General features: G+C 45.0%; 16 protein-coding genes and 1 pseudogene. 5 read left to right on the forward strand and 12 right to left on the reverse strand.

Going from position 1 to position 17,646, the window contains the following annotated elements; translation table 11 throughout:
• Nucleotides 1–266 precede the first annotated feature (266 nt).
• On the forward strand, nt 267–521 hold the full coding sequence (locus GCU48_RS27330; RefSeq protein ID WP_208812054.1) for a hypothetical protein: 255 nt from the start codon (nt 267–269) through the stop codon (nt 519–521).
• Nucleotides 522–617: 96 nt separating this feature from the next.
• Here GCU48_RS27330 and GCU48_RS10260 read toward each other — a convergent pair whose 3' ends face one another.
• The 3 genes from GCU48_RS10260 to GCU48_RS10270 form a co-directional block, all read right to left on the reverse strand.
• Entirely contained in the window at nt 618–1,082 is a 465-nt protein-coding gene (locus GCU48_RS10260; RefSeq protein ID WP_025716453.1) for a DUF8821 family protein, read from the reverse strand.
• 331 nt (nt 1,083–1,413) lie between these two features.
• Nucleotides 1,414–1,833: an SRPBCC family protein gene (locus GCU48_RS10265; RefSeq protein ID WP_025716452.1), complete on the reverse strand. Its 420-nt coding sequence runs from the start codon at nt 1,831–1,833 to the stop codon at nt 1,414–1,416.
• Nucleotides 1,830–2,159 (reverse strand): ArsR/SmtB family transcription factor, encoded by a 330-nt coding sequence (locus GCU48_RS10270; protein WP_025716451.1) that lies wholly within the window; start codon nt 2,157–2,159, stop codon nt 1,830–1,832. The genes GCU48_RS10265 and GCU48_RS10270 overlap by 4 nt, the downstream gene beginning before the upstream one ends.
• Before the next feature lie 846 nt (nt 2,160–3,005).
• On the opposite strand from GCU48_RS10270, the gene GCU48_RS10280 reads away from it, so the two are divergent.
• On the forward strand, nt 3,006–3,533 hold the full coding sequence (locus tag GCU48_RS10280) for a nitroreductase family protein (RefSeq protein ID WP_152379942.1): 528 nt from the start codon (nt 3,006–3,008) through the stop codon (nt 3,531–3,533).
• A gap of 135 nt (nt 3,534–3,668) precedes the next feature.
• Here the strand turns inward: GCU48_RS10280 and GCU48_RS10285 are convergent, their stop codons facing one another.
• Nucleotides 3,669–4,355 (reverse strand): TetR/AcrR family transcriptional regulator, encoded by a 687-nt coding sequence (locus GCU48_RS10285; protein ID WP_152379943.1) that lies wholly within the window; start codon nt 4,353–4,355, stop codon nt 3,669–3,671.
• A 140-nt stretch (nt 4,356–4,495) separates the two neighbouring features.
• On the opposite strand from GCU48_RS10285, the gene GCU48_RS10290 reads away from it, so the two are divergent.
• Nucleotides 4,496–5,848, forward strand: coding sequence for an MATE family efflux transporter (locus tag GCU48_RS10290; RefSeq protein ID WP_152382138.1), 1,353 nt, complete (start codon nt 4,496–4,498; stop codon nt 5,846–5,848).
• A gap of 281 nt (nt 5,849–6,129) precedes the next feature.
• Here GCU48_RS10290 and GCU48_RS10295 read toward each other — a convergent pair whose 3' ends face one another.
• A complete protein-coding gene (locus GCU48_RS10295) occupies nt 6,130–6,642 on the reverse strand; it encodes a ketopantoate reductase family protein (RefSeq protein WP_152379944.1) in 513 nt (170 codons plus the stop codon).
• A gap of 205 nt (nt 6,643–6,847) precedes the next feature.
• Here GCU48_RS10295 and GCU48_RS10300 point away from each other — a divergent pair, with 205 nt between their 5' ends.
• Complete coding sequence (locus GCU48_RS10300; protein ID WP_152379945.1) at nt 6,848–7,414, forward strand: DUF4062 domain-containing protein; 567 nt, start codon at nt 6,848–6,850, stop codon at nt 7,412–7,414.
• Nucleotides 7,415–7,525: 111 nt separating this feature from the next.
• Here GCU48_RS10300 and GCU48_RS10305 read toward each other — a convergent pair.
• The 3 genes and pseudogenes from GCU48_RS10305 to GCU48_RS10315 all read right to left on the reverse strand — a co-directional run bounded on the left by GCU48_RS10305 (nt 7,526) and on the right by GCU48_RS10315 (nt 10,429).
• Nucleotides 7,526–8,112 (reverse strand): annotated as a pseudogene (locus tag GCU48_RS10305) (uracil-DNA glycosylase).
• Between the two features lie 173 nt (nt 8,113–8,285).
• Nucleotides 8,286–9,665, reverse strand: coding sequence for an FAD-binding oxidoreductase (locus GCU48_RS10310; protein ID WP_152379946.1), 1,380 nt, complete (start codon nt 9,663–9,665; stop codon nt 8,286–8,288).
• 185 nt (nt 9,666–9,850) lie between these two features.
• Nucleotides 9,851–10,429, reverse strand: coding sequence for a TetR/AcrR family transcriptional regulator (locus GCU48_RS10315; RefSeq protein ID WP_152379947.1), 579 nt, complete (start codon nt 10,427–10,429; stop codon nt 9,851–9,853).
• A gap of 106 nt (nt 10,430–10,535) precedes the next feature.
• Between GCU48_RS10315 and GCU48_RS10320 the strand changes: the two genes are divergently transcribed.
• A complete protein-coding gene (locus GCU48_RS10320; protein WP_152379948.1) occupies nt 10,536–11,960 on the forward strand; it encodes an MDR family MFS transporter in 1,425 nt (474 codons plus the stop codon).
• A gap of 287 nt (nt 11,961–12,247) precedes the next feature.
• Here the strand turns inward: GCU48_RS10320 and secA2 are convergent, their stop codons facing one another.
• From secA2 to GCU48_RS10340, 4 genes are all read right to left on the reverse strand, one after another.
• Nucleotides 12,248–14,542, reverse strand: a complete 2,295-nt coding sequence (gene secA2 / locus GCU48_RS10325; RefSeq protein WP_152379949.1) for an accessory Sec system translocase SecA2 — start codon at nt 14,540–14,542, stop codon at nt 12,248–12,250.
• Between the two features lie 20 nt (nt 14,543–14,562).
• Nucleotides 14,563–15,288 carry an ABC transporter permease gene (locus tag GCU48_RS10330; RefSeq protein WP_025720863.1) on the reverse strand — a complete coding sequence of 242 codons (726 nt, stop codon included), beginning with the start codon at nt 15,286–15,288 and terminating at the stop codon, nt 14,563–14,565.
• Nucleotides 15,285–16,130: an ABC transporter ATP-binding protein gene (locus tag GCU48_RS10335; protein WP_152379950.1), complete on the reverse strand. Its 846-nt coding sequence runs from the start codon at nt 16,128–16,130 to the stop codon at nt 15,285–15,287. The genes GCU48_RS10330 and GCU48_RS10335 overlap by 4 nt, the downstream gene beginning before the upstream one ends.
• Nucleotides 16,131–16,268: 138 nt before the next feature.
• On the reverse strand, nt 16,269–17,204 hold the full coding sequence (locus GCU48_RS10340) for a LytTR family transcriptional regulator DNA-binding domain-containing protein (RefSeq protein WP_152379951.1): 936 nt from the start codon (nt 17,202–17,204) through the stop codon (nt 16,269–16,271).
• Nucleotides 17,205–17,646 lie beyond the last annotated feature (442 nt).

Genomic DNA, 17,646 nt, shown 5'->3' on the forward strand with positions numbered 1-17,646 from the left:
ATGCTCGCTCCAACCGTGTCCTCGTTGATCCAGAGCAATCACTCGCCAAAATCAAGGTAAGAAAGCCGAAGATTATCCGAGTGGAAGAATTCCCTTGTTGCCGAGCCGATATAACCAACATTCGACATCTTCATTCACTCCTTTTTGTTCGATTCCAATTGCTCCTTAACCCCATCTTAATCGTTAATGGTTACAGCTTTTGTCATTGTTGTGAAACGAAACGATTTTCAGTTTCCGAGAGAGAAATGCCGGATCAACTGCTTTCGTTGTTGGTGTCCATACCAACCGGCCAACGCGGCGGCTATCGCCATAAAGATCGCGCTGGACGCAACGCTGAATTGCAAACCGTACCTTCCAACCACAACGGCTCCAACGATGGGATCCCTAATCTGCCCAGAGGCACAAAGGGCAGTGCAGAACATGAGCATGTGAGCAAGGTCATCTTTCCACGGATTGGCAGAATCCGCGCGACCGAGGACATTCTCGCTTGCGCCGCGCTTCAATCCAAGACATCTGTATAACGGGAGCGACAAAAAAACAAATAAAAAGAGGGCTGCGACAGGCTACTTGCTCCTACTCTGTCACAGCCCTCTAACCCGTGTTTGATTTTGCTTACTTTAATATTCTCCTTTAATTACGAAAAACGAGCCCCGAATCGTTCCCGCTAGTTTAGACTTCTGCCTAGCAAACTTAAACTTCTCTTCTAACTCCTGTGGTACCTCCATCCCCTCAGAAAGCTTAAAGCCAACGGCCCGCTTCTTAGGGTCATCCACCGTATACATGACATTGACCGCAAGACCATCCTCATAAAAAACGTAGGTAAATTGGATATTTTCCACTTGAAAACGCGATGTTTCTAAAGGTTTGGCCGCAAACTCAATATCACGTTCTTCTTTCAAAATTCGGTTCACGTAATCAAGGCTCTCCTGACTTTCGCTAGCTGGAACAACTGTAAATTCATGCTTGTATTTGTTCATAAAGTAACGAGCTTCATTCGCACGTAAACCAGCAAGCGCTTCTACTACAGGTGAGGACTCTAAACCAACCGTGGACACATCTTTAAAATCAACGGTATAGGACATTTCCATCCCTCTTTTCTCTCTTTATTTCCAAGCAACAGGAATTCACATTTCACCAAAAACCAAGCCATTCTTCAAGTTATTTCTTTTGGAGATACAAATTTTGGTCAAATCTAGAATTGCGCATATAGTCAACTTCAATTTCCTCTTATCTACCATATATTATGCCAAAAATAATTCAAGGTAATCGTTCACGTTTTGGATAACCTTTATCTTCATTCTCTGCTTTACCACTACTTGTGGTAAGGTCCAGCGTATCATCTATACAGTGAAATTCAAGGGCTCCCAAAGGGGTGCCCTTCTTTAAGCTAAGGAATACGACTATTGCGGCAGTCTAAGCGACTACCTGTTCAAGCTTGCCACACCAATTACTCCAGCCATACTTCGCTCCGTTGAGTGCCTGATCACTTGAGATTCCAGTTTGTTCGAGATGAAGGTTAACCTTTCCTTCCCCTAAATCTTGCAGCGTCCAGGTAATCGTGTGCTTCTCTCCTCCGCTGACCCACGTATAAGACACCCGGTTTGGTGCGTCCACGATAAGTACTTCACCCTCGATAATTCCATTCCACCATTCGGTCGGCTGGGTTCGAAACTGAAAACGGTGTCCTACGACAGGCTTAAAATCGTTTTCCATCGCCTCACCGGTATGGATGTTGGCCACCCATTTAGCAAGCTTGCTTGAATCGGTCAAAGCGGACCAAAGCTTCTCGATGGATGTCGTGTACTCAAAATCCAGGGATAATGTTAAACTCATTCGTCTTCCTCCTCTAATAGTTGGTTCAAGCGTAATAAATTTGAACTCCAGAACTTGCTGTAGAAGGCCACCCAATCTTGAATTTCTCTGAGTGGAGCGGCGTTTAGCCTAAATAGTGTTTCTCTGCCGACTTTACGGTCAAGTACCAGTCCGGCCTCTCTAAGTATGGTCAAATGCTTGGATACGGCTGTACGACCCATTTGAAACTGTGCCGTTAATTCATGTAACGGTATCTCCTTCGCCTCTGATAATAGACGAATGAGTCGGCGCCTAGTTGGATCTGCAATCGCGTCAAACACATCCCTCAACTGGTCGTTCTCTCTCACAACACCCTCTCCTAAGCAATTATCTGTTTTACCCAATTGGACACCATTTGGTGTCACTTTAATTCTAGGACACTATTTGGTGTCGTGTCAACAACGTTTTGAATTCCGCATGAAAACGGTGGGATTTTTAAATTTAGTGCTCATAACAACCAATGGCAATACCCGTCGGATACAATCGGCTGGTTTGAGACTCAGCGTATGTCCTACCAAAAAAATCTCGGCCTGTGCCCTGTACTTCCATTAAGGGAGGTTCAGATTCACAAACCAAGACATTTTCATTCGTGATGATGGCCGTTAGGCCATGTTCGTTTGGAACAGGCCTTCTGTATGGAAGGGGAGTACCAGCATACGTAAAGCAAATAGTTCGAAGCCTATGTGCTCGGTACCACCTGAATGACTTCTTCGTGACCCGGATCGGATATCTTCAGCTGTTGATATACATGTTCCTTACAAGATTCGCTCTACTTGTGTTACGGTTCACCGAGCTGTCTTTAACGGCAAGTATTAACACTTTGTTTGAAAATTTGCTTCTCCTTCCAAGGTTGCATGCAGGAATTTTTTCGACTTTCTCAACCGCTTCTGGATATCTTCATTTTCTTTGATTTTTTGCTCAACTACTTTTTCTCTACCTTGTATGATAATTTAAGTTGTTGATTTACTACGTTCATAGAATCTCAATGTTAATATTGGCAGACCCGTTAATTTTGAAACATCATTTATTTTCATCATATGGTCTCTCTTTATCGATTTGCTATAAACCTCGGTTCATAGTGCATAATGCGAATATGATAATGAACGACATATACAATGTCAAAAAAATCTTATGTTATCAAAATGAGAGATTCTATGTTTAACCATATTGTAATTAACGATTTCGCCAGTATAGTCAAGGGACGACGTTCTGTTCGTAATTATGATGAGACCATTAAAATATCGAAAGAAGAGATAAGCGAAATCATTTCGGAAGCCAGTTTGGCTCCGTCCTCTGCAAATATGCAGCCTTGGCGTGTAGTTGTGGTGGATACTCCGGAAGGAAAAGAGAAACTAAGACCTCTTGTGCGTTTCAATACATTACAAAACGATACTTCATCCGCCATGTTATTAATCATTTTTGGTGATACCCAAAGCTATTTATATGTTAAAGAAATTTACAATATAGCCGTTGAACAAGGAAAAATGCCAGCCAAAGTACGAGATAGTCAACTCGAAACCATTCTATCGATGTATCCAACTCTACCAAAAGAAATAAAAGTTGAAGTTGCAAAGGTCGATAGCAGTATCTTTACAATGCAGTTAATGTTAGTAGCTCATGCACATGGGTATGATACGAATCCAACAGGAAGCAATAGTTTAATAAAAGCAGCGGCAGCCTAGGGCTTTATGTCCATGGCTGCCGCATTTTAATAAGCTGCCTCCGGAAGAATACCGGAAGCAGCTTATAGCCTAGGGTCTTTTTTCAGTGTCTATAAAATGGGGTCTTGACCAAACCGGATAAGCAGTTGTTACATTCTACTTCTCCTGCTCCTTTATCACTTGCTCAATCCCCAACAGAATCAGCCTCAAGCCAAACTCAAACGCCCTGTCGGTCCCCATCAGCTCGAACAGCCCGTTCGTGAACATTCTCCGGAACAGTCCCGCTTCCGTCTCGCTCATGGAGTCCAGCAGGCGAATCATCTCCTCACCCGGAAGCGCCTCTGCTCCCTGGTCCTTAAGGACAGCGGAAACATTACGCTCATGTTGGTAATCGTCCAGAACGAAGTAGAAGACATAGTTCACAAGCGTAGTAACCACTTGCATTTTCTGCTCTTGCTCAAGCGGCGTCGATTCCACACAGAGCAGCATACGGTTGGTGAACCGGATGATATCCGGTTCGTGGGGCAGCGTCATCATCATGAGCTGCGTGGAGCAGGGATATCGGCTGAGCACACTCCGTACCGTTACCGCAAGCCCCGTCAGCTGCTCCTTCCAGTCCCCCTCGGAGTGGAACTCCTCCAGAATCATTTTCGATACCTGGTTGGCCAGACGCTGATAGAGATTCTGCTTGCTCTTGAAGTACCAATACAAAGAGGGAGCCTGAATCCCCAGCCGGTCGGCCAATCGTCTCATGCTGAATTTCTCGATACCCTCCTCTCCAAGAAGCTCCCACGAGGTTCCCAAAATCTTTTCCTCCGAAATCTGAGGCTGCTGTTTCTTCATCGGTATCCGCCCTTTTATCTAACAGTGTAAGTTTATGCTTTACAGGTTCATAGGTTCATGATATCATCTAACACTGTAAGGCACAACCTAACACCGTTAGAGTAGAGGCCAAAAATATAATGAAGAAAGTAGTGACCCGCATGGATGCAGAAAACCTCAATTACTTTGAAAAAGCACCGGTCACAAAAGCCGTAGCTCACTTCGCTGTACCGATGATGCTAGGCACGTCAATAAGTGTCATCTATTCCATCTTGAATGCCTATTTCCTTGGTACACTGGGCAATACGGCTATGTTAACCGCACTCGCACTAACCTTACCGTTATTCGCGATCATTATGGCGCTAGGCAACTTGATTGGCATGGGTAGCGGTACATTCATCTCCCGTTTGCTGGGAGAGAAAAAATATGATGATGTAAAGCATGTGTCTTCATTCGCCTTTTACAGCAGTTTAGTTCTCGGTCTTATCGTGATGGCCGTCGGCCTCCCGTTGATCGATCCAATCGTTCATGGCCTGGGGGCAACGCCTGACTCCTTCGGATTCACGAAGGAATATGTCACGATTATGCTTATGGGTTCACCATTCGTCGTATTATTCTTCACGCTGGAGAATATCGTGCGCTCGGAGGGTGCAGCCATCACGTCGATGATCGGTATGATTCTCAGTGTTGTCGTGAATATTATTCTCGATGCACTAGTTATCTTCGTCTTCCATTGGGGCGTGATCGGGGTTGCGTCGGCTACGGTCCTTTCTAACTTGGTCGCAAGCATATTCTTTGCCTTCCATATGAGATATAAGAGCAAATCCTTAACCGTCTCCGTAAAATGGTTCAAGGCAACCAAGGACATTCTGAGCAATGTATTCAAAATCGGAGTTCCCGTCTTTATTATGAGTATCTTCTTGGGTGCAATGTCACTCATCTTTAACCGTTTTCTGATCGAATATGGGAATCAGGCCGTAGCGGCTTACGGAATATCATCACGTTTATTGCAATTTCCTGAATTTATTCTGATGGGCTTATGCGAGGGAGTCGTGCCGTTGATTGCCTTCTCTTTTACAGCGAATAAGTTACGTATGAAGCAAACCATTGGATTCACGATCAAAGCGATTGTGGCGTTAGCCATCGTGTTCGGCGTCATCGTCTATCTGGTTTCCGACCACTTAATTGGTTTATTTACGAATGACACGCAATTAATCGAAATGGGTAGCTACATTCTACATGTGACGTTCTTATCCTTGTTCATTACAGGAATGACCACATTGTTTACGGGGATCTTCCAAGCAACAGCGCAAGGAACCGCCGCGTTTATTATGTCTGTTATTCAAGGAATTACTCTGATTCCTGTGTTGTTTATCGCCAATCATATGAACGGCTTCCACGGGGTGGTCTGGTCGCTCGTCATTGCAGATACCGTCGCCTTTCTTGTTGGAGCCATCATGTTGTATGTTCTGCGGAACAAATTGCAGCCGGAATTGGATAGTTTAGTGCAGTAGAAAACAGGTACCACACAAGAAGGCAGGATAAGGGCACTCCCCGATATCGAGCACCTTCTGCGGCTCTGACTCTGTACCTTCTATCCTCATCTCGGAACCTACACTCACCCCATTGATGCTGAGCATCGTGATGACGATACCGATAATCACAATCCAACTGGAAATGAAATACCATGGTTTATCATAAGCTCTTTTTCCTAATTTCTATAAAAAGTAGATATTTTAGTATTAATCCTCCCTTGGGTAAAAAAAGATAACCTCCAATAAAAATTTGAAGCGGATTAGCCGACGGAAGAGGATAATTTGGCATTAAACAGATTTTCCAGTTGGTCCCAGTTGGGGGTAAGGACGCTTGTTTGCTCCTTCCAATGGTGAAACACGCTGCTTAAAGCAACTATTTCGCCTACAGATCCGTCAACCAGCCGGCTCATCGGCAAGAGATGATAAATTTTCATAAACAAGCGCATCAGCGTCGGTCGTTTATGGATAAACAAGGCTTGCTGGGCTGTTGTTAGCGGATAACCGAGGGCTTCCAACACTTGCGATCCTTCGTCCATAGCCGCGATCATTTGCAGCAGCAGCTTGTCGTCCCCGGCAATTTTTTTCATTTGACGCTCATGGATTACCGTTACAAGGTTCATTACCACGACGGGTACAATATGGTTCTTCAGCCAAGCGCCAATCTGCCCGTGATAGACAAGCTTGTACTTCGTTTTCGCAAACGTTTGATGGAGCTCAGCCCCATTTGGGGGGATTTTCCTAATAACTACACTTTCACCAAAACTTTTTTTCATAGTTTAAATCCTAGCCTCTACAAAATCTCTATAAAATGCAGACCGTGCCCTCTCCGAATCTTCCTCTTCCATTTCTTCTGCACGAATAAGCCTCCTATTTACCGTCTGGTGCAAGCTAGCCGCATGAAAACCCCAGTCAATTTTGACAAATAAAGCGAGAGAGTGGTAGATTCTATTTATACTATTTCTTTAATTTGGGTGGCCTATGAGAAAAAAATTACAAATTTACATATCGTCTACTTACTATGATCTTATTGAGGAAAGACATACCGCTGTTGAAGCCGTACTTCAAGCCGGTCATATCCCTGCTGGAATCGAGCAATCTTTCAAGGAAAGTCCAATGAAAATTAGGAAGAGATGGATCGACGAGTCCGATGTATATATCCTGATTCTCGGAGGATTCTATGGTTTAACGCTTCCTGATGAATCCAAGAGCTATACGCATTGGGAGTATGAGTATGCCGGAGAAGCGGGCAAACCTAGATTTGCTTTTGTTGTCACAGATGAAGCATTAAGACAAAAGCCATACGACTTCGCAGCAATTGAATACTATCAGAAGTTTCAAGAGTTTAAGCAATCGGTCATGGAACAAATCCCTATCTATTATGTTGAAGATGTACGGCACATTAAAATGGTACTTCGTGATCAATTGCCGGAGTATGCAGCAAGAGACGATTTGTATGGTTGGGTTTCCGGCAAGGATGTCCCGGACGTTCAAAAGCTGTTGGAAGAGAATGCAAGATTAAAGGCAGAGCTGGAGAAAAAGAAATGAAAGATGGCTGGCACAACCAGCCCCTTTCTCCCGTCTTCCTTTAATATTCTCCTTTAATGACAAAAACAAACCCCGAACGGTAACGGCAAGCTCTCAGAAGAATTCGTCAATCTATATCCTGCCGAGTTGAATCTCCTTCCACTTCTCCTTCAAAGCTTTCAAATCTTCTACGAAGAACCTAAGTAGATTGGGTCGTCTTCTTACTGCAAGCGGGTGATAGGTGAAGCTGATGGGTGTACCCTGTAACTCATACCAGCTGCCTCGTAATTCCTTGACACTGGCACTCTCCTTATCTGTGAATATTGCTTCCGCTACGACATTGCCAAATCCAAATAATACAAGCGGCTGCTTCTGAAAGAGCTGTTGCTGTAGATGAGGGAGACACGCCGCTCTAGCCTCGGGTTTATTGTAGACACGCATCGGTCGGCATTTTAGCAAATAGGTGACATAAACATCGTTTACATCTATCCCCGCCTCTCTCATGCCGAATTGGAGTGTTTCTCGGGTACCGCATAGAAACGAATTTCCTTCCCGATCCTCCCGGGCTCCGGGATTATCCAGAATCATCATAAGCGGGGCCTTCGGATTTCCTTCACCCCAGATGACACGATCCGCTGCTTGGATAGTTCGCAAATTTCACAATGCTCTATACCATTGGGCGCTGGTTCTTCAGGTAAGATTACATAGAGATGATCCATTTCCTCGTCGTGCAGCTCCTTCCTTTCACACACAATGAATCTATTATGTCCACCTAAAGCAAAAACTTGCCTTTATTTATGATAAGGTTCAGCTTAACGGATCCATCGGCGAAATTGCTAAAGGAGCTGCCGCCGTCAGCTCCTTGTTTTAATTCAATCTGGTGTGCGTATTGTCATTTTCTGACCTGTTTACCCACTGGAATACTCTGAGCAAAACGAAACACATTATGAGGATCGTACTTACGTTTCACCTGCTTCAATCTGCCAAAGTTCACGCCATAATACGCCTTGGGCCAGTTCTTAATCTGCAGATCGGGAAAATTCACATAATCCCCTTTAACAAAGGGACGCAACGCTCTGCGGAACCTTTCCACCCACTGAATATTCCGCTCCTGCTTCCTGTTGTTTCTCCAGCGGGCTGACAGTTCGTAGATTGTCTCAGCCTTCCGATGAGGATAGGCCGTTGCAGTAGGCGATACTCGACTCACCGCGCTTCCTGCACCACCTAAGCTCTGACTCCACACGCTAGAATGCCTGTTGGGTGCTTTGGATAAAAAGTCACGTATAATTCGTACTCCTTCAGGCGGCAAAGGTTGGAACCCGTAGGCCCCGGTTATTTTAAACTTCGGTTCCAAATTCAGGTCCGATTCGGCAAAAAATTTGGTTGCTTCAATAAAAGGTACTGTCTTCACCATCACCTTCACCGGAGTGCCTGCTCGCAAGAGCGGTCTAATCAATCGACGCAGCTCCTCTGCACCGCCAAGCAATTGCCCGGTAGATACAATGGTTCCCACCTGCTTGGCAGCCACCTCAATGGTTGAGGTTAAGCGGTTCGTGACAGACGGGGCCCAGCGCTGCCAAGCCGGTAACACCTTCTCAAGATCACTCCATTTCCACGTAATACTGTATATAGAAACCGATAAAATTGGTCTAACCCGAAATGTATATTCTGTAGCAACACCAAAGTTCCCTCCCCCTCCGCCTCGTGATGCCCACAACAGATCGGAATGATTCTTTCTGTTTGCCACAATCGTCTTTGCCCCATACCGCCCCGAAGCTACGACCATCTTCACTTGTTTCAAGTTATCGCACGTAAGTCCATATTTGCGGGAAAGAAGTCCAATGCCTCCTCCCAGGGTAAGCCCAGCTACGCCTACGTCGGGCGCAGTCCCCGCCGGAATTGCCACGCGCTTATTCCACAGCTTTTTGTACACACGGGCAAGTGGATTTCCCGTTTGGACAATGGCCACTCCATTTTTTTGATCAACCTTAACCTTATTCATCTCGCTCACATCGATAATAATACCGCCATTTACAGCTGAGAAGCCTTCATAGCTATGCCGTCCGCTGCGCACTCGTAGCCGTATGCCCCTCTCACGAGCCCATTTGACTGCGTTGATCACATCCTGAGTTCGTTGGCAAAAAACAATGACCCTTGGAAATTTGGAAAAGCGCCTATTGAACTCCATTCTGGCCGTATTGTATGACGGATTGCCCGGAATTACGATCCTTCCGGTTAATCGTGTACTTTTCTTTATCAACTTTTGTGCCATCTACTTTACACCATCCCTGCTTATGACATAAGCCTTCCTCATCAGCTTATTTCTATGTAGGGACACCTGTCCTAGTAACGGCAAACGCCCAGTTTGAATCGTAAAATAGTTCAAACCACTATGAACTAAGACATGGTCATTTATCTGAAAAAAAACAAAAAACCTCTAAAACTCATCGCATCCATTCACTTTATCAGGGGTAAAAAAATCTCATCCACAATTTCTACAATTGTGTCCTGTGACACAGGTTCATAGGTCATTAACACCTCATGTCTAACAAGATCGGCAGGTAGCCGTGTAATTCGTGGAGTAATTTTCTCTTGCCTAATTTCTCCTCGTTCTACTGCCCGATTCAGAACGATTGGCATGGCATTGGTTCTTCGGAAACCGATCAATTCGGATAAAGGTATACCTGTTAGAACAGACATTAATCCATGAATCGTTTCTTGTCCAATTTGACGGAGCATTTCATTCAATCGATTCAGTACGATGATGACATCGCTTCGCAGTTCCCCAGTGTCAGGTATCTCATCTGATAATGGTGGTAAATTTCTCCGAATCGCTTCCAAGACAAGCTCCTCGCGATTAGGCCAACGCCGATAAATGACGGGCTTACTTGTTTGAGCACGGGCAGCAACCCCTTCTATCGTAAGGCTTTGAAAACCAACCTCCATCAGCTCATCCCATGCTGCTTGTATAATGGCGGCTTCTAATTCTGCTCCTCTTCTTCTTGTCGTAAACTCTCCCTCATTTTCCTTATTCATATGAAAACACCTCCAATAAAACACGTTGCGTTTCTTATGAGTTTATTATATCATGGATTCAAATAAGAAACCTATAGTATCTAATCATAAAAAGGGGTGAAAATGCATGGGGAAACAAATGGAACAAACAGCTAACAAAAAAATAGATCCAGCCGTTATGAAAATGGCATGGATTCTGTTGATTGGACTTCTTGCTCCTTTATTCGATACTACCATTATGAATGTCGCAATCGATACCCTTGGAAATGCTTTACACGCATCCGTTTCAACGATTCAGTGGGTAATGACGAGTTATTTAATTGCCATTGGAATTGTTATTCCTATTTCTGGATGGGCATTTGATCGTTATGGCGGTAAAAACATGTGGATATTGGCTTTGAGTTTATTTTTAACGGGTTCTGTTTTATCAAGTTTGTCATGGAATGTAGGAAGTCTCATCGCCTTTCGAGTGATTCAAGGAATGGGCGGTGGCTTGATGATGCCCATCATGCAGACCATGGTTGTGCGGGCAACTGGCGGGGAGAAATTAGGTAAATTAATGGCCATTGTTGGTTTACCTATACTGATCGGTCCAATCCTCGGCCCCATATTAGGTGGGGTTATTATTACGTATCTTAACTGGCGTTGGATTTTTTATGTCAATATTCCTATCTGTTTCATCGCATCAATCCTAGCCGTATGGGGTTTACCAAAAGATGATGCCACAAATCAATCTCAAAAATTGGATACGCTTGGATTATCCTTGTTATCCCCTAGTATCGTGTTGATTATTTATGGGCTTACCAAAGTCAGCTCAGAGCATGGTTTTTTTCAAAGTTCAGTCATCATCCCTATTGTCATTGGACTTTTATTCCTGATGGCCTTCTGCCTTTATGTATTAAGAAAATCCCACAATCCAGTAATAGATATACGTATATTTAAAAGCATGCCTTTTACCGCATCTTCTTGCCTTTTGTTTTTATCAGGTCTATCTTCTTATGGTGGCATGTTATTATTACCTCTCTATTATCAACAAGTTCGCGGAGAGAGTGTTCTCGTTTCAGGGTTACTCTTGATTCCTCAAGGTGTAGGGATGTTAATGACGCGTTCATTAGCAGGAAAACTTACAGATACAATCGGCTCTCGATGGATCGTGCTCTGCGGTACCCTTCTAACAATACTCGGAACCCTCCCCTTTGCCTTTTGCGTGACCAATACCAGCGAACTTCTGCTTGCCATCGCCCTGGTTGTCCGTGGCGGAGGACTTGGAGGCGTTATGCTCCCCATCATGGCAACAGCTTATGAAGGATTAAGGAAAGAACAGGTCCCGCATGCCAGCAGTGCCACTCGAATTCTACAGCAAATCGGTGGAGCCTTTGGTGCTTCAGTTCTTGCAGTCATCTTACAAAATCAAATGACCTCTCTATCTGTTAACAATATAACGACGCTGAACACTGCTTTTAAGCATACATTTATGTGGACAGTCGGTTTCACTTTAATTTCACTCATTTTTATATCCTTCTTGCCTAATAAAAAATCTAGTAAGAGTTAAGTCCATTACCTTCTCTTTTAAAAAGGGGTCAACCAACTTTCGGGTGACCTCTTTTTTAGGACTTCATATTGCCTGTGCAAAGATCATTCACGAACGCCGACTCCCTTCAAGCTGTTTTTCTACCCACTTTAGGCAAAGAAATTTGCATCACTTATGATAAGGTTCAGCTTAACGGAGCTATCGGCGAAAAATTCGCTTAAGTGTGAAGCGCGGCGGCATTGCCGGCCGCTTCGATAGGTTTAATGGCTCTCAGGATAAACCCGAGCGTTCGCTCATATTCGTCCCGATCAAAACTTTGCCCATCCGAAGATCGGCCTCAACATCTTGCGAATCCAATAAGCGATGATCGTCCCTGCGGTCCATGAACTGCGAATCTGCAAGTACTCCAAGTATTGATCGTTGATGATATAAGTCCGAGTGGAGGTAGGGTTCTTCAGCCCGAATTTTCCCCACATCGCCGGATCATTCGAACCCTCGAGCTTTTCGAGCATATTTGCCGACTCTCTATTTATTTTATCCGGAATTTCCTCGTACGCTTGGATGATTTGCTCATGAAATTCGTCGATCGGATTGCGGTTAACAAGGCTCGTCAAATGGATGCTTTCGCGAATGTAAGAAACGTATGCTAGATGGTCAGCCCAGAACTTGTCGATATAATAAAGCCGTACCCGCTGCTCCGAAGGGCTCATCGGCGTCTTGCCTTTCAAAATTCCGAGCCGCTCCTCATACAGAATTCGCCGTTGTTCCTCCACCATATCCGAATAACGGTTCAGTTCCTGGCGGATATGGAAGTTTTGGCCCATAATAACGCGTTGAATATGGGCGATTTTGCCGCGGAGCACCGACTCCTCTAGCGCTTCTTCCTGCCTGAGATCGCGATAGACGGGCGGAATCACTTTATCGATGCCGAACCGAAGCATCAACTCGTCCTCCAAGCTTACGAAAAATACGGAAGCTCCCGGGTCGCCTTGGCGGCCAGAACGCCCGCCCAGTTGGTCGTCGATCCGCACGCTTTCGTGCACATGCGTACCAATCACGTACAACCCACCCAGCTTGGCGACAACTTCTGCTTGCGTGGGGTTGCCGCCACCGAGCCGAATGTCGACGCCGCGTCCCGCCATATTCGTAGACACCGTCACGGCGCCGATTTCTCCCGCTTTGGCGATGATCTCGGCTTCTTTTGCGTCGTTTTTCGCATTCAGAACATGGCAAAGTACGTCGGCAGCCGCTAGCGCCTTCGCCAGCATGTCAGACTCCTCGACGCTTGACGTACCAATGAGAATCGGACGTCCCGTTGCATGGACGGACGAGATTTCTTGTACAAGCGCCTTAAGCTTGGCTACTTTATGGGTATAAATCCGGTGCGGATGGTCGATCCGTATGTTTGGCCGGTTCGGCGGAATTTGCACGACCTGCAGCCCATAAATATCTTCGAATTCCATTGCGGAAGCGTGTGCGGTAGCCGTCATTCCGCAAATCTTCGGATATAGGCTAAGGAAGTGTTGAAGGGTGATCGTACCGAGAATTTTCCCGCCGACGTTCGACTGCAGCCCTTCTTTAGCCGCAAGCGCGGCTTGTAGCCCGTCCGGCAAATGCCTGTTTTCTGCCACGCGGCCGGTATATTCGTCGATCAGCTCGATTTTACCGTCCCGGACGATGTAATCGACGTCTTTTTTCAATAACGATTCCGCATGCAGCGCGCAATTTAACGACATTAACAAATGACTATTATGGCTTTCGTACAAATTGCCGCATCCCAGCAGCGATTCCGCTTTCGCAGAGCCCGCTTCATTCAAATAAACATTCCGCTGGAACTCGTCGAAGTCGTAATGCACATCTTGCTTAAGCTGCCTGGCCACTTCTGCAAAACGAATGCCGTTGCTCTCGGAAGAGCCCGGCTCGCCGGCGATGACCAGCGGCACCCGTGCTTCGTCGAGAAGCAGCGAATCCGCTTCGTCGACGATGACGTCATGGAAAGGACGATGTACGGTATCGGCTTCGTCCAGTGCGATCGTGTCGCGCAAATAATCGAATCCCGCCTCTTTGGCCGTAACATAGGTTATATCCGCGGCGTACGCTTCCCGTTTCTCGGACAAGCTCATGCCCGCTTGAACCGATTTTACCGTTAACCCGAGGAAACGATAGATCGGGCCCATCCACTCGGCATCTCGATTTGCCAAATAATCGTTAAAAGTCAGCACATGAACGCCTTCACCGGTCAGCGCATTTAGATAAGCAGGCATAACAGCAGAGAGCGTTTTTCCTTCACCGGTATGCTGCTCGATCAAAAATCCCTCATACAGAGCGATGCCAGCCATGATCTGGACATCGTAAGGCTGTAACCCGAGCTTTCTCTTCGCCGCCTCACAAACTAGCGCATAGGCATCGATAAGCAGCTCGTCCAAAGGCGCACCCGATTTTGCTTCCTTTTTCAGCCGGAGAGATTCCGCCTGCAACTGCTTTTCATCCCATGCTTCCAAATTCCGCTTCCTGACGAGCTCCACTTTGTCCCGATAGCCTTTCAGCTTAAGCCGGTTATCGCGGTCTTTCAATTCTCGCATCAACTTGACGGCTAAATTCATCGGAATTTGATCCCTCCTTCCTACTCGTCCTTTAACCGTCGTTGATACAAGACAACAGACACAATCGTTAATACAACCGTCCACGCCAAGATAATGAGGAGGGGTTTTAATAAATCTCCCGTCGTAAAGCCTGTATTGGGTATACCTAGCAAATGCACAAGTTGACTGCTTGGTGCGTAATCCAGCACTTTGAAGATCGGATAATCATCTACTAGAAACACTCCCCAAGGCGCCCCGGTAAATACGAATGTCACAGGAAGTATGGATAACGATGCATCCAGCAGCGTCCTGGAGAACAAGCCGCAGATCGTTCCGGCCGCGATGTATAGAATTATCGAAAGAATAACGGCCGCCGCAAAAGCCCATATATTGGCCGGCTTATATCCGAATATATACGTAGAAACGGCCAGAACGACAGCTGACATGACAAAGACCAGGCTGCTTTTACCGATTAAAACGTCCAGGGTCGTGGCCGGAGTCATCATTAATGATCTTAACGTGTTACGCTCCTTTTCTTCCGCAATCAAGCAGGCTTGTGCGAAACATGTCAGCAACACAAACGAAAGATTAAGAACGGTAGCGAAAGTTCCAGCCACGGATGCTAAGGGCAAAGACGAATCTATTCCTCGAATAAGAAGTGCGAGAACAATAGGAATAACCAACATAATAGAGACCGCATAATTGCGTGAAAACTCTTTGTAATCCTTCACAAATATCGCGCGCACACGTTTTAATGAGATACTCATAGTAACTCACTTCCTGTTATTTTAATGAAGATATCACCTAGACTTGGCTCTTTCGTTTCTAATCGATCAATTAACCCTCGTTTCATCCAATCGGCGATTTTATCGGCCGTCCCCTCATCGAGCGGGAGATCGTAGGTTTCCCCATTGATTAAGTCAACACAAACTACGTTTTCCCGATGCTGTTTTTTTAGTTCCTGGGGGGAGCCGATGGCTTGGATTTGCCCTTGATACAAAATCGCCACACGGTTACATAGCAATTCTGCCTCAGCCATATCATGCGTAGTTAAAAAAATCGTTGTCCCTTTCTCATTTAAATAGCGTAAGCCCTTATAAATATGTGCTGAGTTTACTGGATCTAAAGCCGAAGTAGGTTCATCCAAGAATAACAATTCCGGCTCATGGATCACCGCGCATGCCAACATGACACGCTGACGCATCCCTTTCGATAAGCGGTGGACTTTCTTTTTGCGCTCTCCGCTTAAGTTTACAAACTGCAGCACCTTATCGATCGAAGATTTAGGAAGATCATATAACTTACGATACAGCTCCAGATTTTCCTCAATCGTTAATCTCTCATATAGACCGCTGTTATCCGTCAAAATGCCAAAGCGCATCTTCTGCGCAGACTGATGCATCATCTCCGCCGGCTGGTTAAATACTCTTGCCTGTCCGCTTGTCGGATTTAATTGCGCCGTTAAAATCTTAATTAATGTCGTTTTTCCCGAACCACTCGGACCCAGAAAACCAAAAACTTCCCCTTTCGGAATGGAAAAGGACACGTCCGACAACGCATCCTTATTTCCAAACCGCTTTCGAATATGTTCTACTTGGATCACATCCATGAACACCACTTCCTTAGCGTTGATGCCTTAAGCATATAAAGATTGCTTGCTTCGAGCCATCAAAACCCACCGAAATGTAGCTATTGTCGCCTGAATGGTACCATGGAATGCTTGATTGGTTTGATATTGCCCCGGAAATTAAATGTTAAGAAGTGCTTTTAATTCATGCAATTTTGAACGGGATAACGGAACCACGGAATCTTTACCTGTATTTAATCGCAAGCTGTAGCTATTCTTCGTCCATGTAATAATCTCTCTTACTTTTTGCAAGTTAACGATGTAGGATCGATGACACCTAAAAAATCCGAAATTTATCAATCTCTGCTCGAGCTCGGTTAGCGTCAAAGCACAGACATAATTTTCTCCACCCACATGAACTAGGATCGAACCATCCATACTTTCTATGTAATCGACTTCAGGCGGATCAAATAAAATCGCTTTGTCATTTCTTTTCGTATAAATCTTCTGCAAGGTGATATTGGCCCGATCTTGTTCCGGCACTTCCTGCTTATCCTCTTCCGAGTCCCGAATATCCAGTGGACGAAATCCGAATTCGTTCAATCGATAAATGGCATCACAGGAAATCATGGCATCCTCTAAATTCGAAGTTAAAATTAAAATCTGCTTCTCTTTCAAAAGGTCATCTAAAATCCGTTTAAAATGACATCGATCTTCTTCTTCCAAGTAAAAATAGGGCTCCTCCAGTACAAGTGTAGGCTGATGCGCAAAAAAGACACGCAGCAATGTCACATACATCCTTTTCGATGAACTTAGATCCTTGATTTTTACCTTTCGTTCCTCCTTTAAAGAAAAATAATCCATTAACAGAGCGACACGCTCATTCCTCTCCGTTACTTTGATTAAAAAAGTGATCAGCTCTTCCACCGTTAAACGCATATACTCGTTTTGTTGAGCTCGAAATAAATAATATTGGGAATGATCCTCTAATTGATTCATTAAAAGCTGCTTTCGCTTCAAGTCCGTTATAATACCAATCGATTGGTTCGATGTCATATTTAATTCGATCTTCGGTAGAAACAATTTCCCATTATAATAGATTGGTTGAAATTGCATGCCGTCCTCCTGGTCAGTGCCCCTATAGGATATATAACAATTATAATGTAGGGATACTTTTTTTGTCAGTTTCTATTGAAAAATATAACGGCATGTCTTCTCTAAGCCATATCAGTATATTTTGACCATAGAATAGATATCAACGTTGAATAAAATCGCCTGCACACATATATTCAAACCCATGCCCCGCAAGGAAAGCCGCAAAAAAATTTGCCCCTACTTATGATACGGTTCACCTTAACGGGTCTATCGGCGAAAAGTACGAAAGGAGCTGCCGCGGCATGCTCCTTTGTTGATGTTCTTATGGATTTTTATTTTCATATCTGCACGACAGGCTGACGACTCGGTGCCGAGGCACTTCGAAAAGTCGGCTTTTTTATTGATCTACCTTGTAGAGCTGACCGGCACGTTATCATACTCCCCAAATCTCATCAAGAACAAG

The organism is Paenibacillus brasilensis, assembly GCF_009363115.1.
In the GTDB taxonomy this organism is placed as follows: domain Bacteria; phylum Bacillota; class Bacilli; order Paenibacillales; family Paenibacillaceae; genus Paenibacillus; species Paenibacillus brasilensis.